The organism is Mycobacterium sp. NGS35 (genome assembly GCF_059812855.1).
In genome coordinates this window covers 1-25,161 of record NZ_JCALDL010000010.1, presented here as the reverse complement: position 1 = coordinate 25,161, position 25,161 = coordinate 1, and the positions used below count along the sequence as shown (strand labels likewise).

Annotated in this window: 25 protein-coding genes and 1 tRNA gene; 20 read left to right on the top strand and 6 right to left on the bottom strand. The window is 65.8% G+C overall.

The window, feature by feature from the left end:
• Positions 1–66 precede the first annotated feature (66 nt).
• From AC5Y4C_RS16080 to AC5Y4C_RS16055, 6 genes are all read left to right on the top strand, one after another.
• On the top strand, positions 67–471 hold the full coding sequence (locus AC5Y4C_RS16080; protein ID WP_499952048.1) for an EVE domain-containing protein: 405 nt from the start codon (positions 67–69) through the stop codon (positions 469–471).
• A 21-nt stretch (positions 472–492) separates the two neighbouring features.
• Positions 493–1,485: a pirin family protein gene (locus AC5Y4C_RS16075; RefSeq protein WP_499963524.1), complete on the top strand. Its 993-nt coding sequence runs from the start codon at positions 493–495 to the stop codon at positions 1,483–1,485.
• Positions 1,472–1,807 (top strand): GNAT family N-acetyltransferase, encoded by a 336-nt coding sequence (locus tag AC5Y4C_RS16070; RefSeq protein WP_499963522.1) that lies wholly within the window; start codon positions 1,472–1,474, stop codon positions 1,805–1,807. The genes AC5Y4C_RS16075 and AC5Y4C_RS16070 overlap by 14 nt, the downstream gene beginning before the upstream one ends.
• 295 nt (positions 1,808–2,102) lie before the next feature.
• Positions 2,103–2,840, top strand: a complete 738-nt coding sequence (locus tag AC5Y4C_RS16065; RefSeq protein ID WP_499963521.1) for a cutinase family protein — start codon at positions 2,103–2,105, stop codon at positions 2,838–2,840.
• Between the two features lie 51 nt (positions 2,841–2,891).
• Positions 2,892–4,034 (top strand): MacS family sensor histidine kinase, encoded by a 1,143-nt coding sequence (gene macS, locus AC5Y4C_RS16060; protein WP_499912532.1) that lies wholly within the window; start codon positions 2,892–2,894, stop codon positions 4,032–4,034.
• 19 nt (positions 4,035–4,053) lie between these two features.
• Positions 4,054–4,683, top strand: a complete 630-nt coding sequence (locus AC5Y4C_RS16055; protein WP_499963703.1) for a response regulator — start codon at positions 4,054–4,056, stop codon at positions 4,681–4,683.
• 5 nt (positions 4,684–4,688) lie between these two features.
• Here AC5Y4C_RS16055 and AC5Y4C_RS16050 read toward each other — a convergent pair whose 3' ends face one another.
• Together AC5Y4C_RS16050 and AC5Y4C_RS16045 are read right to left on the bottom strand one after the other, a co-directional pair.
• A complete protein-coding gene (locus AC5Y4C_RS16050) occupies positions 4,689–6,002 on the bottom strand; it encodes an acyltransferase family protein (RefSeq protein WP_499963520.1) in 1,314 nt (437 codons plus the stop codon).
• A 55-nt stretch (positions 6,003–6,057) separates the two neighbouring features.
• The gene (locus tag AC5Y4C_RS16045) at positions 6,058–6,345 is read right to left on the bottom strand and encodes a YiaA/YiaB family inner membrane protein (RefSeq protein ID WP_499912535.1); all 288 of its coding nucleotides are present in this window, start codon (positions 6,343–6,345) and stop codon (positions 6,058–6,060) included.
• Between the two features lie 145 nt (positions 6,346–6,490).
• On the opposite strand from AC5Y4C_RS16045, the gene AC5Y4C_RS16040 reads away from it, so the two are divergent.
• From AC5Y4C_RS16040 to AC5Y4C_RS16025, 4 genes are all read left to right on the top strand, one after another.
• The gene (locus tag AC5Y4C_RS16040; protein WP_499912537.1) at positions 6,491–6,883 is read left to right on the top strand and encodes a VOC family protein; all 393 of its coding nucleotides are present in this window, start codon (positions 6,491–6,493) and stop codon (positions 6,881–6,883) included.
• 229 nt (positions 6,884–7,112) lie between these two features.
• Positions 7,113–7,817, top strand: coding sequence for a hypothetical protein (locus AC5Y4C_RS16035; protein WP_499912539.1), 705 nt, complete (start codon positions 7,113–7,115; stop codon positions 7,815–7,817).
• An 87-nt stretch (positions 7,818–7,904) separates the two neighbouring features.
• Positions 7,905–10,235 carry a hypothetical protein gene (locus AC5Y4C_RS16030; protein WP_499963518.1) on the top strand — a complete coding sequence of 777 codons (2,331 nt, stop codon included), beginning with the start codon at positions 7,905–7,907 and terminating at the stop codon, positions 10,233–10,235.
• 240 nt (positions 10,236–10,475) lie between these two features.
• Positions 10,476–11,792 (top strand): ISL3 family transposase, encoded by a 1,317-nt coding sequence (locus tag AC5Y4C_RS16025; RefSeq protein ID WP_499963516.1) that lies wholly within the window; start codon positions 10,476–10,478, stop codon positions 11,790–11,792.
• 33 nt (positions 11,793–11,825) lie between these two features.
• Here the strand turns inward: AC5Y4C_RS16025 and AC5Y4C_RS16020 are convergent.
• A tRNA-Leu gene (locus AC5Y4C_RS16020) sits at positions 11,826–11,908 on the bottom strand.
• A 244-nt stretch (positions 11,909–12,152) separates the two neighbouring features.
• Here AC5Y4C_RS16020 and AC5Y4C_RS16015 point away from each other — a divergent pair.
• From AC5Y4C_RS16015 to pknB, 7 genes are all read left to right on the top strand, one after another.
• Entirely contained in the window at positions 12,153–13,523 is a 1,371-nt protein-coding gene (locus AC5Y4C_RS16015; protein WP_499963514.1) for an FHA domain-containing protein, read from the top strand.
• Between the two features lie 140 nt (positions 13,524–13,663).
• Complete coding sequence (locus AC5Y4C_RS16010; protein WP_499912814.1) at positions 13,664–14,131, top strand: FHA domain-containing protein FhaB/FipA; 468 nt, start codon at positions 13,664–13,666, stop codon at positions 14,129–14,131.
• Complete coding sequence (locus tag AC5Y4C_RS16005) at positions 14,128–15,636, top strand: PP2C family protein-serine/threonine phosphatase (protein WP_499912816.1); 1,509 nt, start codon at positions 14,128–14,130, stop codon at positions 15,634–15,636. The genes AC5Y4C_RS16010 and AC5Y4C_RS16005 overlap by 4 nt, the downstream gene beginning before the upstream one ends.
• Positions 15,633–17,048 carry an FtsW/RodA/SpoVE family cell cycle protein gene (locus AC5Y4C_RS16000; RefSeq protein WP_499912818.1) on the top strand — a complete coding sequence of 472 codons (1,416 nt, stop codon included), beginning with the start codon at positions 15,633–15,635 and terminating at the stop codon, positions 17,046–17,048. The genes AC5Y4C_RS16005 and AC5Y4C_RS16000 overlap by 4 nt, the downstream gene beginning before the upstream one ends.
• Positions 17,045–18,523 (top strand): D,D-transpeptidase PbpA, encoded by a 1,479-nt coding sequence (gene pbpA / locus AC5Y4C_RS15995; RefSeq protein WP_499912820.1) that lies wholly within the window; start codon positions 17,045–17,047, stop codon positions 18,521–18,523. The genes AC5Y4C_RS16000 and pbpA overlap by 4 nt, the downstream gene beginning before the upstream one ends.
• The gene (locus AC5Y4C_RS15990) at positions 18,520–19,797 is read left to right on the top strand and encodes a protein kinase domain-containing protein (RefSeq protein ID WP_499949672.1); all 1,278 of its coding nucleotides are present in this window, start codon (positions 18,520–18,522) and stop codon (positions 19,795–19,797) included. The genes pbpA and AC5Y4C_RS15990 overlap by 4 nt, the downstream gene beginning before the upstream one ends.
• Positions 19,794–21,665 (top strand): Stk1 family PASTA domain-containing Ser/Thr kinase, encoded by a 1,872-nt coding sequence (pknB, locus tag AC5Y4C_RS15985; protein WP_499949674.1) that lies wholly within the window; start codon positions 19,794–19,796, stop codon positions 21,663–21,665. Before AC5Y4C_RS15990 ends, pknB begins: the two co-directional genes overlap by 4 nt.
• On the opposite strand, the gene AC5Y4C_RS15980 is transcribed toward pknB, so the two are convergent.
• The gene (locus AC5Y4C_RS15980) at positions 21,643–22,317 is read right to left on the bottom strand and encodes an aminodeoxychorismate/anthranilate synthase component II (RefSeq protein ID WP_499963512.1); all 675 of its coding nucleotides are present in this window, start codon (positions 22,315–22,317) and stop codon (positions 21,643–21,645) included. The two genes, pknB and AC5Y4C_RS15980, sit on opposite strands and share 23 nt — an antisense overlap.
• Positions 22,318–22,352: 35 nt before the next feature.
• On the bottom strand, positions 22,353–23,087 hold the full coding sequence (locus AC5Y4C_RS15975; protein ID WP_499963510.1) for a DUF881 domain-containing protein: 735 nt from the start codon (positions 23,085–23,087) through the stop codon (positions 22,353–22,355).
• 85 nt (positions 23,088–23,172) lie between these two features.
• Between AC5Y4C_RS15975 and crgA the strand changes: the two genes are divergently transcribed.
• Together crgA and AC5Y4C_RS15965 are read left to right on the top strand one after the other, a co-directional pair.
• A complete protein-coding gene (crgA, locus tag AC5Y4C_RS15970) occupies positions 23,173–23,454 on the top strand; it encodes a cell division protein CrgA (RefSeq protein WP_499912830.1) in 282 nt (93 codons plus the stop codon).
• A 154-nt stretch (positions 23,455–23,608) separates the two neighbouring features.
• Positions 23,609–24,025: a PH domain-containing protein gene (locus AC5Y4C_RS15965; protein ID WP_499963508.1), complete on the top strand. Its 417-nt coding sequence runs from the start codon at positions 23,609–23,611 to the stop codon at positions 24,023–24,025.
• A 2-nt stretch (positions 24,026–24,027) separates the two neighbouring features.
• Here AC5Y4C_RS15965 and AC5Y4C_RS15960 read toward each other — a convergent pair whose 3' ends face one another.
• Positions 24,028–24,576: a peptidylprolyl isomerase gene (locus tag AC5Y4C_RS15960; RefSeq protein ID WP_499912834.1), complete on the bottom strand. Its 549-nt coding sequence runs from the start codon at positions 24,574–24,576 to the stop codon at positions 24,028–24,030.
• A 68-nt stretch (positions 24,577–24,644) separates the two neighbouring features.
• Here AC5Y4C_RS15960 and cwsA point away from each other — a divergent pair, with 68 nt between their 5' ends.
• The gene (gene cwsA, locus AC5Y4C_RS15955) at positions 24,645–25,064 is read left to right on the top strand and encodes a cell wall synthesis protein CwsA (RefSeq protein ID WP_499963506.1); all 420 of its coding nucleotides are present in this window, start codon (positions 24,645–24,647) and stop codon (positions 25,062–25,064) included.
• Positions 25,065–25,161 lie beyond the last annotated feature (97 nt).

Here is a 25,161-nt window from a genome sequence, read left to right as displayed (position 1 = left end):
ACAGCCGTTGCACGGCTCCACGCGCGGTTGCCCGTTGTGTCGCCCCCCGGTCCTACCGTCGGCGGCATGACGAACTGGATCAGCACCGTTAGCCGCGATCATGTCCAGCTAGGCGTGCGCGGGCGCTTCACGCAAGCCAACCATGGCAAGCCGCACATGCTGCGGCGGATGGCCAAGGGCGACTTCCTTGTCTTCTATTCACCGAAGACATTCCTCGACGGCGGCGAGCCGCTGCAAGCGTTCACCGCGATCGGCCAGATCGTCGACGACGAGCCGTACCAACCCGGACCAGACGGGCCCTGGCGCAGGAACGTCGACTTCCTTCCCGCCCACGCGGCACCGATCCGCCCGCTGATCGACAAGCTGCACTTCATCGAGGACAAGAAGCGGTGGGGATACAAATTCCGCTTCGGCGTCTTCAAGATCGACGACCACGATCTCGAGGTCATCAGGGCCGCCATGACGGGCTGAACCGGGCGTACCGTCGCGGACGTGAGCAACCTGGACGCCGCGCCCGTCGAGGCCACCTGCGCGGCGTCAGCGCTGGCCGGCGTGGAAGTGCTGCACGCTCGCGACGTTCCGCTGGGCGGCCCTCGCGCATTGCGGGTGCGCAGGACGCTGCCGCAGCGGCAACGCTCGCTCGTCGGGGCGTGGTGCTTCGCCGACCATTACGGCCCTCATGACGTGCGACATAGGCCCGGCATGGTGGTTCCACCGCATCCGCACACGGGATTACAAACTGTCAGTTGGCTTTTCAGCGGCGAGATCGAGCACCGCGACAGCGGCGGAGTACACGCTTTCGTCCGGCCGGGTGAGCTGAACTTGATGACCGCTGGGGCGGGAATCTGTCACTCGGAGGTGTCGACGGCAGCCACGACGGTGTTGCATGGCGTGCAACTGTGGGTCGCGCTGCCCGATGCGCACCGAGACACCGCTCGGGGCTTCACCCACTATGTCCCACAACCGGTTTCGTTCGACGAATTCACCGCGCGAGTGTTCGTCGGCGCGTTGCGCGGCATCGCGTCGCCAGTTGAGGTATTCAGCCCGCTGCTCGGCGCGCAACTCGACCTGCGCCCGGGCGCCGCGGTCGATCTTGACGTCGACCCCGCGTTCGAGCACGGCGTGCTGCTGGACCAAGGCGACGTGGCGGTGGCCGGCGTGCCGCTAGGCACAGGTGACCTCGCGTGCCAAGGCGTCGGGCACACCATGCTGGGCATCCGGAACACCGGAGGCACACCCGCACGCGTGCTGCTTCTCGGTGGTACGCCGTTCACCGAAGAGCTGGTGATGTGGTGGAACTTCGTCGGCCGCAGCCACGAGGATGTCGTTTCTTACCGCCGATTATGGGAATCCGGGGACGAACGCTTCGGTGTGGTGGAGGGCTTCGCCGGCACGCCCGCTCGATTGCCGGCTCCTCCCCTGCCCACGACGCGACTTCGACCACGACCTGCGCCGGCCAGAAAGGACATCGATGACCACCGATAAGACGGGCGCTGAAACCACAGTGGCCCAAGAACCCGACCGGTTCACCATCAGCGTCGAGGGTCGGCCGGTCGGCTTCACCGAATTCAAGGACCGCGATCGTCAGCGGATCTTCGTTCACACCGAAGTCGACGACGAGTTCGAAGGCCGTGGACTCGGCACTATCGTCGTCGGCGAAGCGTTGCAGGCCACCAAAGACGCGGGCCTTCGCATCGTGCCGGTGTGCGAGCTCGTCGCCGCCTACGTCGACAAGCATGCTGAATACAGCGACGTCGTCGACCCGGCGACACCCGACATCGAAGAATGGCTGCATAACGCCAGCTGACTTGCTCAGCAGATCACTGCAAACCCTGCGGACAGCGCCATGCCGTTGCTGCTCCATGCGCGGCCGTCCCATCCCGCGCCGGATTCCTTAGACAGGTTTAGTATCGAGGAGGCGGGCCGCGTGCAGCCGACACGCGCCGCAGGGGCAATGCAAGCCCAGGGGGCCGAACGAAGACCTACGAAGTAGGCGTCGAACGCGGCATGTAGCGCCGTGCACTGCAGTTGACATGAGCGACTTGGAGGGGCGGGCAGTGACAGTTGGGAGATCGGTTCAGGCGCAGGGGCCTTTTCAATTGATGAACAAGCACTTGGTCGCGCGTGTGCTGGGGGCACTCGCTCTGGTGGCCCTTTCGGTGCTGCTGAGCCCGCCGGCCGCGGTGCCTTCCGCATCAGCGGCGCCATGCCCGGATGTCGAAGTCATCTTCGCGCGGGGGACGTTCGAGCCACCGGGCGTCGGGGTCACCGGTCAGGCGTTCGTCGATGCGCTGCGCTCACGGCTCGGCGACAGATCCCTTGACGTGTATGCGGTGAACTATCCGGCCTCGCTGGATTTCGCGACTGCGGCCGACGGTGTGATAGACGCCAGCAACAAGGTCCGCGACACGGCGACAAGCTGCCCGAACACCCAGATGGTGCTGGGTGGCTACTCTCAAGGCGCGGCGGTGGCCGGTTACATCACGGCGGATGCGGTGCCTACGGGCTACGACTTGCCCGACGGGATCAAGGGGCCCATGGCTCCAGCGGTGGCTGACCATGTCGCGACGGTGGCGTTGTTCGGGAAGCCGTCCAACGGTTTCTTGAACACCATCGATCGCGATGCGCCGCCGATTACCATCGGCCGCCTTTACACGGCCAAGACCATCGAGCTGTGTGTTCCCGAGGATCCGGTGTGCGCACCGCAGGGCAGCGATAACGGCGCGCACGGACTCTATCCGTTCAACGGGATGGCGGACCAAGCGGCGGAGTTCACCGTCCGCCACCTACGCTCAACCGGATCTAACGAAGCACCGCCAACGCCGGAGAATCACGGGTAGACGATTTCGTGGCGCCGTCCACGCGACGTCGGACTGCCTTAGATTCGGGGCGTGAGCGCTGCTGACCCGACCGCACCGTTGTGGCGGGCCGCCCAAGTCTTTCGGTTGCTCAGTTGCCTGTACGCGCTGGGCTTTCAGATCGCGATCAACTCGGATCTGAAACACCCGGCGGTCGGCTGGCTGTTGTTCGCGGTGTTGGCGACTTGGAGCCTGGCGTGCGGTGTCGCTTACCTGCGTGGCTTCGGCCGTCGCACCAGCTGGGTCGTCGCCGAGATCCTCGTCGTGGTGCTGCTGATGCTGTCGACGCACTTCGTCGCAACTGAGCAGTGGGTCGCCGAGAATCAGTCCTGGCCCACCACGTTGTGGGCGACCAACGCGACCATCTCCGCGGCGATTCTGCGCGGTCCGGCGATCGGCATGCTGACCGCCGTGGTGGTGATGGCCGCCTACGCACTTTTGAAGGGCTACTTCAGCCTCAATCTGGGCCACAACGCGACCATCGTCATCGAGGTGGCGGTCGGACTGGCCGTCGGCATGGCCGCGCGTACTGCAGAGCGCGCCCATACGCAGTTGCAGCGTGCGGCGCGAATGTCGGCAGCCGTCGAGGAACGTGAGCGGCTGTCGCGACAGGTACACGACGGTGTCATCCAAGTGCTCGCGATGGTATCCAAACGTGGTCGTGAAATCGGCGGTGCCGCAACAGAATTAGCACAGCTGGCCAGCGAGCAGGAGCGCGCGCTGCGCCGCCTGATCAGCGCTACCTCCGCCGGGCCGGCCGCATCGGCCGACGGGCCGACGGACGTCAGCGGGCTGCTGCGGCGCCACGAATCCGACGCGGTGTCGCTGAGCCTGCCCGCCACCCCGGTGTTGCTGGACGCCACGGTCGCCGACGAGCTCGACGCCGCGGTCACCAACGTGCTCGCCAACGTCACGGCCCACGCCGGCCCCGGCGCTCACGCGTACGTGCTGCTCGAGGACCTCGGCGACCGCGTCGCCGTCAGCATCCGCGACGACGGCGTGGGTATTGCAGCGGGACGGCTCGAACAAGCGGCACGGCAGGGCCACGTCGGAGTCACCAAATCGATTGTCGGACGGCTCGATTCGCTGGGCGGTCGGGCCGAATTGACCACCGCCCCGGGTTGCGGCACGGAGTGGGAGCTGACCGTGCCGAAGAAGGCGGCACACCGTGACTGAGCGCGAGCCGACCACTGTGATGGTGGTCGACGACCATCCGATCTGGCGTGACGCTCTTGCCCGCGACCTCGCCGAGAGCGGATTCACCGTGGTCGCCACCGCCGACGGCGTCGCGGCCGCGGCCAAACGCGCCGCCTTGGTGAAACCCGATGTCGTGGTAATGGATATGCGCCTTACCGATGGTGACGGCGCACAAGCGACCGCGGCGGTGCTGGCGGTGTCGCCGGTGTCGCGGATTCTGGTGCTGTCGGCCTCCGAAGAGCAGGACGACGTGCTGCAGGCGGTGAAGGCCGGCGCGCAGGGCTATTTGGTCAAGAGCGCATCGCGGGAGCAACTTGTCGCCGCCGTCCGCGACACCGCCGACGGCCGGGCCGTGTTCACCGCTGGTCTGGCGGGGCTGGTGCTCGGGGAATATCGGCGCATTGAGCAGAGCCCGGATACCGGGGCGGACAAGCCGCGTCTCACTGAACGCGAGACCGAGATCTTGCGCCACATCGCCAAGGGTTTGACCGCCAAGCAGATCGCCGCCCGGCTGTCGCTGAGTCACCGAACCGTGGAAAGCCACGTGCAAGCCACCTTTCGCAAGCTTCAGGTGAGCAACCGGGTCGAGGCCGCCCGGTATGCCATCGAGCATGGCCTCGACAGCTGAAACGCTCACTGCTGCAACCTGATACATCGTGCAGCGCTGCTGCTCAGCGCGCGAGCACTCACGAGGGCAGCGAGCATCGCCGTCACGCAGACCAGCCCGTCGCCTTTGAGGCCCCACTTGATCGCCGCCAACGTCGCCACCCCGGCCACGCACAACAGCACACCCACCGCCGCACCGCGGCGTACCGACATGCTTACGACAGGGCCGTCCCAGCCGGGAAGCGGATCGTTCTCCAGCGGCCGCAACAGCACAAACAGCAGCGCCACCGCGACAACCACAATGAGTAGCTGCACGGCAGTGACAGCCAGGAAGCCGTGCTGGCCCGGATAGCGCGGGTAACCCATGTAGTCGAAGAGCAAGTGGACACCCAGTAATGCGGGCATGTGCCACAGGTAGAGCGTCATCGCTCCGGAGTTGCCGACCGCTGTCCACCACCACACCCGCGGTCGCGCCACCCACCGGGCGATAGCCGGGGCAGCGGCGATCGCCAACGCACACAGGATGATGGCGTGACCCGCCAGCAGCAGTGACGGCGGGCTGGTGTTGGACAGCCGATGATCTCCGGTGCCGACCATGCTGATCTCATAGGGTCCCCATCGCACCAAGGCGACGTCGACGACGAGCAAGGCTGCCGCCACGAGGACCGCGGCACCGCCGCTGAGCAGCCGACGGCGGTAGCCGACACCGAACATCGCAGGGATCAGCCAGACCGCCAGGTTCAGGTAGCCCAGTGGCGCCGCGGCGGTCCAGTGCAGTCGAACCACGTCGATCATTGCGATGGCGCCGTAGACCCCGGCGACGCCCGTCGCGAGGTGGGCTGTAGTGGTGATGCGCGACAACAGCGGGATTGCCGCGAGCACAAGCACATACGCCCCGAGAAACCACAGCAGCTGAATGCTGACACCGGCGATCGGCTCGTATACGTGTCGAGGCAGCAGTCGATGAAGCACAGTCAGGGTGACCGCCCAGAATCCGAGGTAATAGAAGACCGGCCGAAAAAGTCTGGTGCAACGCTTCATCAGCCAGTGGCCCCAATTGGTGCCCGGCGACCAGGACGACACACAGGCCGCGGCACCGGCGAAGAAGAACAGCGGCATCACTTGGAAGATCCAGGTCAACGCTTGAAATGCCACCGAGGTGGTTAGCAGGTTGTCCCAGATCAGCACATCGCCACGGATGGTGCTGATCGCCATCACGGTGTGACCGACGACCACGGTGATCAGCGCGCTGATCCGGAGGAGATCGAGAACGCGATCGCGGTCGGCCGGGGTGCGCGCGGACAGGTCTACAGCGCTGGGGAAATCGAGAGCAAGTGCCATAGAGTGAAATGCCTTTCCTTGCAACGAAGTTGGGGGCTGTCGGAGGTCCGTCCTTTCAGGCGGTGGTGAACGGATTGTGTTCGGCCAGCAGCCTTTCCATGCGCGCCTCGTCGAGCCGCACCCGGATAGTGGCTGCCTCGTGCTGATCACGGACCACCTTGGCGAGCGTGAAGGCACTCGACACGACGAAAAGGAAGGTGATCCCGAGAAACAGCCGTTGCCACGGGTCGAGTGGAAGGAAGAAAATGCCGCCGAGCGCAGTGAGCAGACTCACCCCGAAAGCGACGGCGGCCTGGACGAAGAAGGCGGAGGTGCTCTTGGACATGGTGTTGGGAACTGTCATGCAGACAGCCTGCGACGGCGCACCGTTTGTTCGGATCCGTAGAACTACGGAATTCGCGTCGCGCCGATGAGTTGGCGCACACCGGCCGGTCTACACCGGGTGACGGCAGTCGAGGACCGGGTGCCGCGGATCAGAGGAGCAACAGATGCACACCACGATCTTCGTGAACCTGCCGATCACCGACGTCGAACGTTCGCGAAAGTTCTTCAGCGAGTTGGGATACACGTTCAACGAGAGGTTCTGTGACAGCAGGGCTCTTGCACTGGTGCTCGGCGACAACCAGTTCGCCATGCTGACACAGATCGACTTGTTCGACAGCTTGCACCCAGTCGAGACCACCGACGCGTCCAAGGCCAAGGAGTGCGTTGTCTGCCTGAGCGTCGACAGTCGTGACGCGGTGGACGCGCTAGTGGACCGTGCCATCACGGCCGGCGGCACGGCCGGCGATACCGAGGACCACGGCTTCATGTACGGCCGCAGCTATGACGACCTCGACGGGCACTCCTGGCAGATCTTCTGGATGGACCCAGCCGCCTGAGCGTCGCTAAGAGAAGGACGGCGCGCAGTAACGGTCGCGGCTCCGTCACAGCAGAATGGTGTACCGCGCGCGATAGATCCGAATCAGGCAAGCATCTCGTGAAAACATAAGTAGTCCACTACTTACGCCATTTCTGCACCTGCGGCCTAGCCTCGCTGAATAGTGATCGATTGACCTGTTGACCAATGGTCTATTCGCCGGTCAAGCGACGGCTTGGAGGATGAGCGACATGAGCGACAAGCATGTTTACGAAGCGCCTGGCGACCCGGACCAAAGGAATTGCGGCGATTGCCGCGCCTCCGATGCACTCCGAGCGTCTTTCCCAGTCGCGGATGACTCGCCGATCTCGCACGTGCCACCGTTAGTAGAACTGACCATCAATGGCATTGCCTACGATCCGACTGACATTGTCAGGTTCGACGGGCAGCCCCTACATTTCGTCGCCAACGGACAGTCGCTTACCGCGTTCACCGAGCCGCTGCTCATTAAGGCCGCTATCGCCGACAAGGACTTCAGTCAAATCGTGCATCCTATGGACCTCACGGTCGGCTCCGACGGCAAGCCCTTCTATCAGGTCGGCGGTTCCACGGGCGGCTCGCGAACCGCCACTCCGCCCTGGCAGGTCAATTACGGCAGCCTCAAGATGTTCTCCGACGTCAATTGGGGCGGGGACTGGTTTTGGCTCGATGAAGGTTGGGCGTGGAAGGATCTAACTCGGGTATGGCGGAACAAATTCCTGTTCTTTCATGGCAATTGGAACGATGTCATCAGCTCGGTCACCTGTACCGCTGGACCCGTAACCTACTTCGAGCACATCCATTTCCAAGGAAGCACGTTGACGGTGCCGGGCCATCAACCACAGAACGCGCTGCCGAATCTGCACTCGTTGGGCTGGGGCGATCGGATCTCCTCGGTCGCGCACTGGTCGACTTAGCGCCGACCGCCCCAAATTCAATCGGCGTCGGTCCTCAGCTTGTGCCGCTCCGTCAGGGCAAACACACCTAACACAACGAGGAGATTCATGGCCGGCATCAAACCCACAGATTTATCACCTGAGGTTCAGGCGATACTGGATCACCCGGCACCTGAAGGCGCTTGCTTCACGGAACAGCCTGTCTGTCAAGCCGATTCGCGAGTCACCGCACAACTGACCAATACTCCGCCCGACGACCGCGACTTGGTTCGCCCATGGCGGATTGTCAACGCACACGCGGGCGACCTAATTATGTCGCCAGGAGGACCGTCGGGCATGATCGGCGGACTGCTATCGAAACTCGATCCGGCGCAGCACTACAGCCATATGGCGATCATGACCGCCGACGAGATCGAGCTCCGCCAGGCGACCTCCAGCTCCGACCGTATAGAACAGTTCTACGACGGCTCGATCCTCGGGATCGAGGACGCGCCGACCAACGGAATCGAAGAAGGCGCCTTGCGTCACCAATGGCCCGGCACGATCTCGCAATCGGTTGAACTCGCATTCCTGTCCTGGCGCGACCACCCCTACGAACTCGAGGACGACAATAAGACCCGCAAGCAAGACGCGAACGGGGTGGCGATTCCAGCAGCGGGATTCGGCTTCAAAGACGAGCAGACGGGATCCTCTTACCTGATCGATGCCTTGAGCTTCAGTCCCGCCCCGATCGACACCGAAAACGGCCCTCAACTCATCTGGCCCTTGGTGGTCACGTCATGCAGCGGACAGACAACCACCGGCGTCATACAGGCTCGGCGACGAATCGCCCGCGCAGCCAGCCAGATCCGAGGACACTACCGACTCTTCGGATACACCCGCGCCGCGATCTGCAACGATCCTGCGTTTGCAGGCCCACCGACATTCGAGACCACCGTACCCAAGGTCGGATGTACCGGCATTGGAGAACCGCAGCCAATCGGCCAGACCATTCCGGTCGTGTGCTCGACCTTCATCTGGGCGGCCGTACAACTCGCCAATGAAACCGGGCTGGCGGCAGTCCCGCCACAACCGAGAATTATCCTCGATGGCCGGCCGGGACTTCCCCATAAACCGAGCGCCGAATGCGACAAATCGGCGTGGTTGCAACGCAAGACGCTCGTCGACAAGATCGACGCCGTTACGCCCGATGGGTTGTACTTCTACGGCGAAGGCGAGCGGCTGGCTGCCGCAACCTGGCTGCATGACGACTACATGGTCCCCAAGATTCTCGCCACTGTCGACGATAGTCTGCCGAACGTCTGGAGAGACCTGGGAGTTGTTGGTGGCCTTGGTGTTTCAGCGCTGTTGTCGATGATGGCAGCGCTACCAATCACGGTGGTCGCCACAGTGCTCGGGGTAACCCCGGCGGTGATGGCCGATCTGATCGTCCTCACATCCGACATGCCGGACGACGTTGCCAACCAACTGTGCAACGCATTTGCCAGTGACGACTGCACTGAGGACGCCAAGGACAGCGACGCCTGGAAGGTCCCAGACCGTGGATGGACCGTCAGTCCGGACAACATCATCAACTCCTGGGCACCGCCGAGTAGCGAGAACGTCGAAGTCATCCATGGGTTGTACGGATGGAACGACCGCGTCAGGATGCGCCCGCCCGAATACGTCTCCAACCCTCCACCCAAGAGCACCTGGCAGATCTCGCAAGGTCACGGCATCGTCTATGGGCGGGTCGTCGTCCGCGACGGCGCAGGCGCCGTGGTGGGCGTGCCGGGCGCGCAGGTACGGATCGGATGCACCCGAATCGTCGCCGGCCCGAACGGATCTATCCCGGAAGTGCCGGTCCCGTCGGGGCGGTACTGGTGCGTCGCCAAGTACACCGACACCGTTCTCGGCCTGGTGATGGAATCCGCCGGCGAGCCGGTTGAAATCCCCGACGGCGGCAGCCTCCCCGACCTCACGATCGAACTCATTGCGCCTTCCGATGGGCGGCGCGAAGTGCTACTGCAGGGACACATGGACTTGGTCAATCGTTATGCCGTCGGCAAGGACTGGTGGGGCCATCCGAGATTCGCCAACGGCCCAACTTATCTCGGCTTGGACTACTGGCCCGACACCCCGCAGTTCAAGGCTCAACGCGACGCGTCGCTCAAGCAGGTCGTCAACGTGTCACGTCCGGTCGACGACTGGGGCCAGGCCGTGCTCGAATGCCTCTTCGAGATTCAGGCCGACCGGTCCATCAAGGTCACGTGGTGGGCCGCCCTGAAGGAGGACAACGATGACCCCTGGCAGAAGTTCGGCACCGTAATTGCAGCACCCCGTCAGCGTTGGGACGACCCACCGCCCGCACCGATAACCATCGACCTCGTGAGGTCCGAGATGGCATGGCCTGTGCGGGCGCACATCGAATTCACGGTCACGAACGATCGCGCTCCGTGACCTACTCACTGACGCAAGCATCTTGAACACGCTTGCTACCTGCGACCACGTGATCGCCCCGATCGTGCACCTACGTGCGCGGTCACATCCTGCAGATTTTCGCGGACCGATCACCGCGCAACCACGCAACCGCGCAACCACGCAAAAAAATGGCTCTCCGGATTGCAGCGGGGTCTGGCGGGTTCTGCAGTCGGCGTTTCGTGATGTGGTTGGGAACGAAGGTGCCTCAGTCTTCGAAGCGTGACCATCAAATCCAAAAGCACCTTCGTTCGTTACGAGCCTAGTCAGATAGTTCAGGCCCTGGTCGGGCTCAAGGACGTGCGAGTCATTGCGTATCGACGTGTCGGTCCTGATGCCGAGCTCGTCATTGAGCAGACCGCGGTTCAACGGTCCTGCCCGGCCTGCGGTGGCCGTGGGCAGATCAAGGAGCGGCCGATGATCCGCTATGTCGACCTTCCTGTGTACGGACAACCGATGCGTCTGGTCTGGCGTAAGCACCGTTTGGTCTGCCGGCGGCCGGATTGTCCGGGTGGAAGCTGGACAAGTGCTGACCATCGCATTGCGGCCAAGAACTGTCTGCTGACGACCCGTTGCGCGAAATGGGCGACCATGCAGGTCGGGACCGGTCGCGCGGTGTCCGATGTCGCACGCGAGCTTTCGTGTGACTGGCACACCGTCAACGACGCGGTCATGACCTACGGTCAAGCGCTGCTTGCTGCTGACCGTAGGCGCCTTAACGCCACGACCGCGATCGGCCTGGACGAGACCTCGTTTGTGAAACTGTGCAGCCGCCGGGGCCGCTCGTATGCCACGACCGTCGCCGACGTCGCCAACCACCAGATCATCGAGATCCTGCCTACCCGTCACTACGTCGATGTGGCGGGCTGGATCGATAACCAACCCGACGCCTGGAAGCAGCGCATTCGTTTTGGCGCACTCGACATGTCGGCGACCTATGCCGCGGTGTACACGGTGATGTTGCCTCGCGTCGAGCAAGTCGTCGACCCGTTCCACTGCGTGCAGCTGGCCAATCGTGCCCTCGACGAGATTCGACGACGCGTGCAGCGCGAACAAAAAGGTCACCGCGGGCGACGTAACGACCCTCTCTACCGGGTCCGCCGCGTGCTGCTAACAGGTGAAGAACGCCTCGATACCAAGGCCACTCAACGCCTGACCTCGCTACTGCAACTGGGCGATCCCCGCGGCGAAGTCGCCCTTGCCTACCGCGTCAAAGAACGACTACGCGAGTTCTACCGCTGCCCAAACATCCACAGCGCCCCAACAATGCTGGCCGAACTGATCGACCACTGCCTGCGGCCGGGCCTTCCGCCCGAACTCAACAAACTCGCCCGCACCCTCAAAGCCTGCTACGACAAAATCTGCAATTTCCACATCGCCCGCGTCAGCAACGCGCCCACCGAAGCCCTCAACAACCTGATCAAACGCATCAAACGCATCGCCTACGGCTTCACCAACTTCGACAACTACCGCATCCGCGCACTGCTCTACGCCGGCAAACCCAACTGGCGCGTCCTCGGATCCATCGTCGTCCGATGAACCCCGGCAAGATCCGAAGAGCCAAAAAAATTGTGGGCGAAGGGGGACTTGAACCCCCACGTCCCGAAGGACACTGGCACCTGAAGCCAGCGCGTCTGCCATTCCGCCACTCGCCCGAAACAACCGCTCGAGGCTATCACGACAACACTGCCCGCCCCCAACTCGATTCCCGCGGGGAAATCGCCGTGGAAGCGGCTCAGGAACCACCGCTGACATGCGCCGATGCGATTCTCAGAGTTCTGTGGTTCCCGCTGCGGCGCCCTGGACCGATACCATGCAGATGAACGAAGTGGTGGTAAGACACGCGGTCACCACCTCGGCGGCAACGAGACGGACAAGGAAATAAGGAAGGACGGTGGCATGGGCTTCGTTCAGCGCATTGAGCGCAAGCTCGAAGTCACCGTCGGTGACGTGTTCGCCCGCGTCTTCGGTGGCGCGATCGTCCCGCAAGAGGTCGAGGCGGCGCTGCGGCGCGAGGCATCCGACGGCGTGCAGACCCTGGACGGCGGTCACCTGCTCGCGCCGAACGAGTACTTGATCACCCTCAGTGAGTCCGACTACGCCAAGGCGGTCGCCGACCCTGACCTCACGTCCGATACTTTCGCCAAACATCTGGTGGGGTACATCCGCGATCAGGGATGGCAAACGTATGGTGATGTGGTTGTCCGATTCGAGCAGTCGCCGAAGCTGCACACCGGCCAGTTCCGCGCCCGAGCTGCGGTCAACCCCGACGCCACCCCCGCCCCACAATCACCCCAGGCGCTCAACGCAGAACCAGGAGTAGCACCGATGACTGACAACCCCAGCTACCGCGGCGGACAGGAGCCGGGGCGGCCTGCCGACGATTACTACGACGAACGCTACGGCCGGCCGCAGGACCCGCGCGGTCCCGAGGCCCGCGGTGCGTACCCGCCGCCTCCCGAGCAGGGAGGCTACCCCGAACAGGGGGCTTACCCGCCGCCGCCGCCGCAGGGCGAGCCGGCATACCCGCCCCGCGGTGGCTACCCGGACCAGGGCGGCTACCCCGAACAAGGCGGCTACCCCGAACAGGGGTACACCGCGCAATACGAACAGCGCCCTGCGCCCGGGTACGGCCCGCCGCCCAGCGCACCGCCTTCAGGACCGCCGCCTGGGTACGACCAGCCCTATCGCCAGGGCCCACCGCCCGGCGGCTACGGCGGCCAGCCCGGCTACGGCGACTACGGCCGGCCCCCCGGCCCGCCGCCACGGCACGAAGGTTACGGCCGGCCAGAGCCGCGCTACGGCGAGTACGAGCAAGGCGGCTACCAGCAGCAGCCCTACGGCCAACCCGACTACGGCCAACCGGACTACGGGCGGTACGACGCACCCGCCGGATACGGCGCGCCACAGGCCGGCGAGTACGAGTACGGCCAGGGCGGTTACGCGGGCGGATACGGCCAACCCGAATACGGCCAGAGTGGCCCCAAGACCGTCACGCTGCAGCTCGACGACGGCAGCGGCCGTACGTATCAGCTCCGGGAAGGCGCCAACATCATCGGCCGCGGCCAGGACGCCCAGTTCCGGCTGCCCGACACCGGCGTCTCACGCCGGCACCTCGAGATTCGCTGGGACGGCCACACCGCCTTGCTGTCGGACCTCAATTCGACCAACGGCACCACCGTCAACAACGCCCCGGTGCAGGAATGGCAACTGGCCGACGGCGACGTCATCCGGCTCGGGCACTCCGAGATCGTGGTGCGGATGCACTGACACCCCACGCAATCGGCTTCCCTCCCGCGTCGGGGTCCGCCCAAGTATCGTGACGATGCTGATGAGCGGTCGGTCTCGGTGTCACCGGCCCAGATCGAGACAGACGATGTTGGAGAAGAACGAGGACAAGGGGGCGCCAGATGCAGGGCTTGGTGCTGCAACTGTCGCGCGCCGGCTTCCTGTTGCTGCTGTGGCTGTTCATCTTCGCCGTGCTGCGCATTCTGCGCACCGACATCTACGCGCCGACGGGCGCGGTGATGGTGCGGCGCGGATTGGCCTTGCGCGGCTCGCTGCTGCCCAATCGCCAGCAACGCCATAAGGCGCGGTACCTCGTCGTCACCGAGGGCTCACTGGCAGGTACGCGGATCACGCTCGGGAATCAGCCCGTGCTGATCGGCCGCGCCGACGATTCCACCCTGGTGCTCACCGATGACTACGCCTCCACCCGCCATGCCCGACTGTCGCCGCATGGCTCCGAGTGGTACGTCGAAGACCTAGGATCGACCAACGGCACATATCTCGATAGGGACAAGGTGACGACGGCGGTACGGGTTCCGATCGGAACGCCGGTTCGAATCGGCAAGACGGTAATCGAGTTGCGCCCGTGACCCTCGTTCTCCGCTATGCCGCACGCAGCGACCGCGGACTGGTGCGTGCCAACAACGAAGACTCCGTCTACGCCGGCGCACGGCTGCTGGCGCTGGCCGACGGAATGGGCGGTCACGCCGCAGGAGAAGTCGCCTCGCAGTTGGTGATCGCGGCGTTGGCTCACCTCGACGACGACGAGCCGGGCGGCGATCTGCTGGCCAAGCTCGACGAGGCGGTACGCGAAGGCAACGCGGCCATCGCCGCCCACGTGGAAAACGATCCCGAGCTCGAGGGCATGGGCACCACGCTCACCGCAATCCTGTTCGCGGGCAACAAACTCGGGCTGGTCCACATCGGTGACTCGCGCGGCTACCTGCTGCGCGACGGCGAGCTCACGCAGATCACCAAAGACGACACCTTCGTGCAGACCCTGGTCGACGAGGGCCGCATCACCGCCGAAGAAGCGCACAGCCACCCGCAGCGCTCGCTGATCATGCGGGCGCTGACCGGACACGAAGTGGAGCCGACGCTGATCATGCGGGAGGCCCGGGTCGGCGACCGCTACCTGCTGTGCTCGGACGGGCTGTCGGACCCCGTCAGCGAAGAGACCATCCTGGAAGCGCTGAAGATTCCCGACGTCGCGGAAAGTGCCGACCGGCTCATCGAATTGGCGCTGCGCGGCGGCGGCCCCGACAACGTCACCGTGGTGGTCGCCGACGTCGTCGACTACGACTACGGCCAGACCCAGCCGATTCTCGCCGGCGCCGTCTCCGGCGACGACGACCATATCGCCCCGCCGAACACCTCAGCGGGGCGCGCGTCGGCGTTCAACCCCAAACGCAATGCCGTCGCCAAACGCGTTGCGATAGAACCCGAACCGCCACCCGCCAAGCGACCGCGCCCATGGCGGCGCATCCTCATCGCCGCCGCATTGGTGCTCGTTCTCTTGGTCGCCGCGCTACTGATCGGCCGCACGCTGATCCGCAGCAACTACTACGTCACCGCCTACGACGGCACGGTGTCGATCATGCGGGGCGTGCAAGGCTCGTTGCTGGGCTACCGCCTGCAGGAGCCCCACCTGTTGGGCTGCCTCAACGACCGAAATGAGTTGTCGCTCATCAGCTTAGGACAATCGCATCCCGGTTGTGAGTTGCTGCGCGTCGACGACTTGCGTCCGTCCGAACGCACTCAGGTGCTCGCGGGTCTGCCCACCGGCAGCCTCGACGACGCGATCGCGCAGATCCACAAGTTGGTGCCGGCGTCGCTGCTGCCGATCTGTGCGCCGCCCGCTCCCCCGGCGCCCCCGGCTCCGCCGGCGGCAACCAGGGGTCCCGCGACCACTGCGGCGCCCACTCCGCCCGCCCTCACCAGCGTCGCGCCCACCACTACCGAAGTCGCTCCGCCGCCGAACCCCAACCCGAGCCCGTCGCTTACCGCCGCCGCACCGCCTCCCACGCCGACGCCGGTGACCTCACTGCCACGCGCACCCCAAGAGCCGGGCAAAGACTGCCGGACGGCCGCATGACCACGCAGCCCCAGCCGGTGGTCGCGGTGATGCCGCCACTTCCCAACCGCCGCAACGCCGAACTGCTGCTGCTCGGTTTCGCCGCGGTGATCACCGCGGTTGCCCTGCTGATCGTCGAGGCGAACCAAGAACACGGCCTCAGTTGGGATCTGGCGCAATACGTCATCGCCTACCTTGCGTTGTTCGGCGCGGCGCACGTGGCTATCCGGCGCTACGCGCCCTACGCCGATCCCCTGTTGCTGCCGGTGGTCGCTCTGCTCAACGGACTCGGCCTGGTCATGATCCACCGACTCGACCTCGCTCAGGGCGCCCTGGAATCCGGTACAGCGCATGGGCCTAGCGCCAATCAGCAGATGCTGTGGACGCTGCTCGGCGTCTCGGCGTTCTCGGTCGTGGTGGTGTTTCTGCGCGATCATCGCCTACTCGCGCGCTATGGCTACGTCTGCGGCGTGGCCGGGTTGATCCTGCTGTTGATCCCCGCCCTGCTGCCGCGGTCACTGTCCGAGGAGAACGGCGCCAAGATCTGGATTCGGTTGCCGGGCTTTTCGATTCAGCCCGCGGAGTTCTCCAAGATCTTGTTGCTGATCTTCTTCGCCGCCGTGCTGGTGGCCAAGCGTGGCGTGTTCACCAGCGTGGGCAAGCACTTTCTCGGCATGAACCTGCCCCGGCCGCGTGACCTCGCGCCCTTGCTGGCGGCGTGGATCATCTCCGTCGGCGTGATGATCTTCGAAAAGGACTTGGGCACATCGCTTTTGCTGTACGCCTCGTTTCTGGTGCTGGTGTACGTCGCCACCGATCGGCTCAGCTGGGTGGTCATCGGCCTGATCCTGTTCGCCGCGGGCAGTGTCGCCGCGTACTACCTTTTCGCGCACGTCGAAACCCGCGTGCGGACGTGGTGGGATCCCTTCGCCGATCCCGACAACACCGGTTACCAAATGGTGCAGTCCATGTTCAGCTTCGCCACCGGCGGCGTGTTCGGAACCGGTCTGGGCAACGGCCAGCCGGGCACGGTGCCGGCTGCGTCGACGGACTTCATCATCGCCGTGGTCGGCGAAGAGCTGGGCCTGGTGGGCCTGGCCGGAGTTCTGATGCTGTACACGATCGTGATCGTCCGCGGCTTGCGCACCGCGATCGCGGTCCGCGACAGCTTCGGCAAGCTGCTGGCCGCCGGGCTGGCGTCGACGCTGGGGATCCAGCTGTTCATCGTCGTGGGCGGCGTCACCAACCTGATCCCGCTGACCGGGCTCACCACCCCGTGGATGTCATACGGCGGGTCGTCGCTCCTGGCCAACTATGTGCTGCTGGCCATCTTGGTGCGCATCAGCCATGCCGCGCGCCGCCCGATCGTCACCCGGCCGCAGCAGCCGACGCCGATCGCGGCGGCCAGCACCGAGGTGATCGAGCGGGTATGAACACCTCCCTGCGGCGCGTGTCGGTGACGGTCATGGCCCTGATCGTGCTGCTGCTGCTGAATGCGACGATCACGCAGGTGTTCCGGGCCGACGGTCTGCGCACCGATCCGCGCAATCAGCGCGTGCTGCTCGACGAATACTCCCGGCAGCGCGGGCAGATCTCCGCCGGTGGCCAGCCGCTGGCCTACTCGGTGTCGACGCCGGGCCGGTTTCGTTACCTGCGCGTCTATCCCGACCCCTTGGCGTCGGCGCCGGTGACCGGCTTCTACTCACTGCGGTTCTCCAGCAGCGGGCTCGAGCGGGCCGAGGATTCGATCCTCAACGGATCTGACGAGCGGCTGTTCGCCCGCCGGCTGGCCGACTTCTTCACCGGCCGCGACCCGCGCGGCGGCAACGTCGACACCACGATCAAACCTCAGGTTCAGCAGGCGGCGTGGAACGCGATGGTGCACGCCTGCGGCAATGCGCCCTGTCAGGGCGCGGTCGTCGCATTGGAGCCGGCCACCGGCAAGATCCTCGCGATGGTATCGGCGCCGTCGTTCGATCCGAACCAGTTGTCGTCGCATGACGTGGACGCGCAGACCCAGAACTGGCAGCGGCTGCGCGACGACCCGAACAACCCGATGCTCAACCGCGCGATCTCCGAGACATATCCGCCCGGCTCGACGTTCAAGGTGATCACCACCGCGGCGGCCTTGCAAGCCGGCGTCACCGAAGATGAGCAACTGACCGCCAACCCGTCGATCCAATTGCCGGACAGCACAGCAACTTTGGAGAACTTCGGCGGCAGCCCGTGCGGCAGCGGCGCGACGGCGTCGCTCAAGGAGGCGTTCGCGCGGTCGTGCAACACCGCGTTCGTCCAGCTGGGATTGAAGACCGGTACCGATGCGCTGCGCACCATGGCGGCGGCGTTCGGCCTGGACGCGCCGCTCGAGCCGATCCCCCTTCAGGTGGCCGAGTCCACCGTCGGCCCGATCCCCGACCAAGCGGCCTTGGGCATGTCGGCGATCGGCCAGAAGGACGTCGCGCTGACCCCGCTGCAGAACGCGATGGTGGCCGCGGCGATCGCGAACCGTGGCCTCATGATGCAGCCGTACCTGGTCGACAGCCTCAAAGCCCCCGACCTCACCACCATCAACACCACCCAACCGCGGGAACTGCGGCGTGCGGTGTCCCAACAGGTCGCGGCTAAGCTGACGGAACTGATGATCGGTGCTGAGCAGGTAACACAGCAGAAAGGGGCCATTCCCGGCGTGCAGATCGCGTCCAAGACCGGGACGGCCGAGCATGGCACCGACCCGCGCAACACTCCACCGCATGCCTGGTACATCGCCTTCGCGCCCGCCCAAAGCCCGCGGGTGGCCGTCGCGGTGGTGGTGGAGAACGGCGGCAACCGGCTGTCGGCGACCGGTGGTGCGCTGGCCGCGCCGGTGGGCCGGGCGGTGATCGAGGCGGCGCTTCGGGAGGGCACATGACGGCCCGCGTGGGTGTCACGCTGTCCGGCCGCTACCGGCTGCAGCGGCTCATCGCCACCGGCGGCATGGGCCAGGTGTGGGAGGCGGTCGACAGCCGCCTCGGCCGGCGGGTGGCCGTCAAGGTGCTCAAACAGGAATTCAGCTCCGATCCTGAGTTCATCGAACGGTTCCGCGCCGAGGCGCGCACCGTCGCCATGCTCAACCACCCCGGCATCGCCACCGTCTACGACTACGGCGAAACCGAGATGGAGGCCGACGGCCGCACCGCCTACCTGGTGATGGAACTGGTCAACGGCGAGCCGCTGAACTCCGTGCTCAAGCGCACCGGCCGGCTGTCGCTGCGGCACTCGCTCGACATGCTCGAGCAGACCGGGCGTGCGCTGCAGGTTGCGCACACCGCGGGGCTGGTGCACCGCGACGTCAAGCCCGGCAACATTCTCATCACGCCCACGGGTCAGGTGAAGCTCACCGACTTCGGCATCGCCAAAGCGGTGGACGCGGCCCCGGTGACGCAGACCGGGATGGTCATGGGCACCGCGCAGTACATCGCGCCGGAGCAGGCCCTCGGTCACGACGCCACCGCGGCCAGTGATGTGTACTCGTTGGGAGTGGTTGGCTACGAAGCGGTTTCGGGCAAGCGGCCGTTCACCGGTGACGGTGCGCTCACGGTGGCGATGAAGCACATCAAGGAGACGCCGCCGCCACTGCCGGCCGACCTGCCGCCCAACGTTCGCGAACTCATCGAGATCACCCTGGCCAAGAACCCCGGCGCGCGCTACCGCAACGGCGGGCAGTTCGCCGACGCCGTCGCCGCGGTCCGCGCGGGCCGCCGGCCGCCGCGGCCGAACGCCGCACCCACCATCAACCGGGCCGCCCCTGCGGCCATCCCGTCCGGAGCACAGGCCCGCGCCGAGATGACGGCACGCTCGGGCGCGATGACCGGCGCCCGCGTTCGTCCGGCCACCGGGTCGCACCGGCCCCCACCGCCGCGGCGCACCTTCTCGTCGGGGCAGCGGGCGCTGCTGTGGGCGGCCGGTGTGCTGGGTGCTCTGGCCATCGTGATCGCGGTGCTGCTGGTCATCCAATACCGCGACAAGCAAGAGCAGATCCAGCAGCCGCAAGAGACGACGATCACCCAGACCGAGCCTGCTCCAGCTCCGGCCACCCCGGGTAGTTGGACGCCGCCGGGCACCGGGCCACAGACTGGGTACGCACCTCTTGCGGCGTCTGTCGTTCCCGTGTCGCCGCCACCACACGACGAGACCTTGGAATGACGACACCGCAGCATTTGTCCGATCGCTATGAACTCGGCGAGATCCTGGGCTTCGGAGGGATGTCCGAGGTTCATCTCGCGCGGGATCTGCGGCTGCACCGAGACGTCGCGGTGAAGGTGCTGCGCGCCGACTTGGCCCGCGACCCCAGCTTCTACCTGCGGTTTCGCCGCGAGGCCCAGAACGCTGCGGCATTGAACCACCCGGCGATCGTCGCCGTGTACGACACCGGCGAGGCCGAGACGTCCGCGGGTCCACTGCCCTACATCGTCATGGAGTACGTCGACGGGATCACGCTGCGCGACATCGTGCACAACGAGGGGCCGATTCCGCCCCGCAAGGCCATCGAGATCATCGCCGATGCGTGTCAGGCGCTGAACTTTTCCCACCAGCACGGCATCATCCACCGCGACGTCAAGCCGGCCAACATCATGATCAGCCGCACGGGTGCGGTGAAAGTCATGGACTTCGGCATCGCTCGCGCGCTGGCCGATTCCAGCAGCGTCACCCAGACCGCGGCCGTGATCGGTACCGCGCAGTATCTGTCGCCCGAGCAGGCTCGCGGCGACGCAGTCGACGCCCGCTCCGACGTGTACTCGCTGGGCTGCGTGCTCTACGAAATCCTCACGGGCGAGCCGCCTTTCGTCGGCGACTCCCCGGTGGCCGTGGCCTACCAGCACGTCCGCGAGGCGCCCGTCCCGCCGTCGCAGAAGCACGAGGGCATCTCCGCCGACCTCGACGCCGTGGTGCTCAAGGCGCTGGCGAAGAATCCCGACAACCGCTACCAGACGGCGGCCGAGATGCGCGCCGACCTGATTCGGGTGCACAACGGCGAACCGCCTGAGGCGCCGAAGGTGCTCACCGATGCCGAACGCACGTCGCTGCTGTCTTCTTCTGCGACCAACCGCTCGGCGTCACCGGTCGCGGTGCCGCCGCGCCAGGACGACGCCGGCCGGGGGGCGGGCAGGAGATCGGTGCGCCGGTGGTTGATCGCCGTGGCGGTGCTGGCGGTGCTGACGGTCGCGGTGACTGTGCTGATCAATGCGATCAGCGGTCCCACCCACGCGGTGCAGGTGCCCAACGTGGCCAACAAGCCCTCAGCCGATGCGGTGGCGACCCTGCAGAACCGCGGGTTCAAGGTCCGCACGCTGCAAAAGCCCGACTCGACGGTGGCGCCCGACCGCGTCATCGACACCGATCCCAAGGCCGGTGATTCCGCCGACCAGGGCTCGGAGGTGACGCTCAACGTGTCCACCGGGCCTGAGCAGCGCGAGATCCCCGACGTGTCCAACATGAGCTACCCCGATGCGGTGCGCCGCCTGACGGCCGCGGGCTTCGGCAAGGTCAAGCAGGTGCTGACCCCGTCGACACCGGAGCAGAAGGACCGCGTCGTCGAAACCAACCCACCGGCCAATCAGACCGCCCCGGTGACGTTCGAGATCTCCGTACTGGTGGGGACCGGTCCGGAGAAGGCCGACGTGCCCGACGTTGCGGGCCAGTCCGAGGAGCAGGCCCGGGCGACGCTGACTGCGGCAGGCTTCAACAACATCGTCTCGGCTCCGGTGGACAGCACGCGGCCCGCCGGCTCGGTGATTGGCACCAATCCGCCTGCAGCACAGTCGGTTCCGAAGGACGCCGTGATCCAGCTACAGGTGTCGAAGGGCAACCAGTTCGTGATGCCCGATCTCACCGGCATGTTCTGGACCGATGCCGAGCCGCAGCTACGCGCACTCGGCTGGACCGGCATCCTGGTCAAGGGCGCCGACGTGCCCGGCAACGATCAGCAGCGCAACCGGGTGGTCTACCAGAGCCCGGCACCGGGCACCGGGGTGAACCGCGACGGCAACATCACGCTGAAGTTCGGTTCGTAGGGATCAGCGCCGCGCGCACGGTATCGGCGACCTCGTTCTCCAGCCGGCGCACCAGCGCTTCGTCCGGCGCGGCACCGCAGACCGCCAGCCAGTTCGCCAGCATCCGGTGACCGCCCTGGGTGAGGATCGACTCGGGGTGGAACTGCACACCGTGGATCGGCAGCTCGTCGTGCTGTAACCCCATGATCACGCCGCTTTCGGTGTGCGCGGTCGGGGTCAGGTCGTCGGGCACCGTGTCGGGCAGTACGGTCAGCGAGTGGTACCGGGTTGCGACGAACGGATTCGGAAGTCCTTGCAGCACACCGGCATTCGTGTGGTAGACGGTGCTGGTCTTGCCGTGCAGCAGCTCGGGCGCGCGGTCCACGGTGGCGCCGAACGCGACGCCGATGGCTTGATGGCCCAGGCATACGCCGAGTAGGGGAGTGCCGGTCTGGGCGCATGCGCGCACCAACGGGATCGACGCGCCGGCACGTTCGGGGGTGCCCGGCCCGGGGCTCAGCAGCACGCCGTCGTAGTTCTGGGCGACAGCGACAGGATCGGCGAGGTGAGGGTCGTCGTTGCGCCAGACCTGTGCCTGCACACCCAGCTGCCCGAGGTACTGGACCAGGTTGAAAACGAAGCTGTCGTAATTGTCGACGACCAGAATGCGCACCATGCCAGGTTAACGGGCGCTTGCGGCGGCTCGGTTCAGCCGGCCGGTCGGGCGTAGTGCATCGCGACCGGTTCGGTGTAGCCGATCACCTCCACCTCGGCCCGCGGCTCTTCGGTGTAACCCAGCCCGAACCGGGCCACGTACTGCTTGTACAGGGTGACCAGTGGGGCGGCCGCCAACGCAGACTGCATCCTCGCGACGTCACCGATGGCCGTCACCGTGTAGGGCGGACTGTAAGTTTTGCCGTGCAGCAGCAACGTGTTTCCCACACACCGCGGCGCCGACGTCGCGATCAGGCGCTGGTCTTGCATCTGCACGGCCTCCGCGCCGCCGCTCCACAGCGCGTTCAGAACGGCCTGAATGTCTTGTTGGTGCACGACGAGGTCGTCCGGGGAGGCGTCGCGCGGGAACCTGCCGTTGGCGTCTCGCTGCGCGTCGGTAAGTGTGACCACCAGGCCGGGGCCGCGCATCGGGGCCAGCCCGGCCGCCACGGCCAGCGGCGCGGCTCTGATCAACAGGGCCGCCACCTGCGAGTCGTTGGCGGCCGGTCCGGCGCGCGCGGCGTCGACCTGGTGTACCAACGCGTCGCGTTGAGCGCTGAGCCGGTCGACGGACTGCTGAGCTTCGCGGACCAGATCCACCAGCCGCGGGGAGTCGCTGCGCCGGATTTCGCTACCGCCGGACACGCTGTGCGTGGTGGCCAGCAGGACGCCCGCCAGCAGGCACACCACCGGCACGCCGATCCGCCAAGCGCTGCGCCGCGTCGTCACGTGTGCATCTTCGCAGCTACGGCAGTCCGAGCGCGCGCGATGGTTGGGTTAATCTCAATTGCACCTGCAGCGGGGAGAGGAGCCCATGCCGAAGTCCAAGGTCCGCAAGAAAAACGATCTCACGGCCCGGTCCGTCAGTCGTACGCCGGTCAAGGTCAAGTCGGGCCCGTCCAGTGTGTGGTTCGTCGCGTTCTTCGTCGGCCTGATGTTGATCGGGCTGTTATGGCTTCTCGTTTTCCAGCTCGCGGTCGCCAGCGGCAACCAGCCGACCTGGCTGCAGTGGATGGCCGACCTCAACGTGTGGAACTACGCGATCGCGTTTGCCTTCATGATCAGCGGCCTGTTGCTCACCATGCGCTGGCACTGAGCCGACACGATGGGGTGGCAGCAGGCGCGGTTTTCGAGGGCTTTCCGCGTCCGACACTTTGCCGTTACCCAATCACACCGATGTGATTCATCCCCATTGTTGATAGCACCTGTGGATAACTGCATCTGGTGTGGTAGGCGCCTGGGGATAATCAATGCAGCAAACTGAGTGGGGCCCGAATCCGATTGCCATCGCCGGGTGTGGCGTGCTGGGAGTTCTGCTGACGTCAGCGGCTGTGACGCTCGTCACAGATGCTCCGGGCCGGTTTTTGGTGGGCATTGCCGGCGTCGGGCTGCTGATCTTTGCGGGCTTCTCGCTTCGCGCGCGGCCCAAGCTGGCAATCACGCCCGGCGGGCTCGCGATCCGGGGTTGGTGGCGGACCCGGGTGTTGGCCCGGCCCCAGATCGACGTCATCCGGATCACGGAGTTCCGGCGGCTGGCACGCAAAGTCCGGTTGCTCGAAGTCGACACCGTCGACGGCCGGTTGATCGTGTTCAGCCGCTGGGATCTGGGAACCGACCCAGTCGACGTGCTGGACGCGCTGACCGCAGCCGGCTATGCCGGCCGGTAGCGCTACTGCGTCACGCTGATCGAGTTGATCACCACCGGCTCGGTGGGGCGGTCGCGCGCGTCGGTGGCGGTGGTGGCGATCGCGTCGACGACGCGCTGCGACTCGGGGTCGACGATCTCGCCGAAGATCGTGTGCTTGCGGTTCAGATGCGGCGTCTTGGTAACGGTGATGAAGAACTGCGAGCCGTTGGTGCCCGGACCCGCGTTGGCCATTGCCAGCAGGTAGGGCTTGTCGAACTGCAACTCCGGGTGGAACTCGTCGGCGAATTGGTAGCCGGGGCCGCCGCGGCCAGTGCCGGTCGGGTCGCCGCCCTGGATCATGAACCCGTCGATCACCCGGTGGAAGACGGCGCCGTCGTAGAACGGGCCGGATTTACCGCCCTTCGCGTTCTGCGTGCTGTATTCCTTTGTGCCCGTTGCCAATCCGATGAAGTTGGCGACGGTCTTGGGTGCGTGATTGCCGAACAGCGCGATCTTGATGTCGCCGCGGTTGGTGTGCAGGGTGGCAGTTGCGGTCTGGATGGGGCTCGTCACGGGATGCCAGTGTGCCATGCCCGTTCCGTCCGGTCCGACGCGCACGGTCCGATACGCTCGACCCCGACTTGGCAGAAAGGCGGACCGTGACAACCAAGACCCGGCTGACCCCGCGGCAGCGTCTGACCCGAGGCTTGCAGTACACCGCTGTGGGTCCGGTCGACATCACGCTCGGCACGGTGGGCCTCGGCGCGCAGGGGGCGTCGTCGGCCGGCCAGCGCCTGCGCGAGCGCTACCGGCAGAGCCGTGTCGCCAGGGAAGTCGGCGCAGCGCAAGAGACGCTTGCCCGTGAGCTGGCCGCCGCGCAGCAGGTGGTCGCGAACCTGCCTCAGGCGCTGCAAGACGCACGCCAGCCGCATAACAGGCGGCGCCGGATCGCGCTGCTGACGGCCGCCGGCGTCGCGACGTTGGCCGGGGGAGCGGTCGCGTTCTCGATCGTGCGGCGGTCCATGCAGCCCGAGCCGTCACCGCGGCCACCGAGCGTCGAGGTCGAGCCCAAGCCCTAGCGCGTCGACACTGCGTCTAGATCGTCAGGGCGGCGGATTTCGCGATCTGTGCGCAGATTCGACGCAGCGGAATGCTTGAAAAACGTGTGGAGCCTAG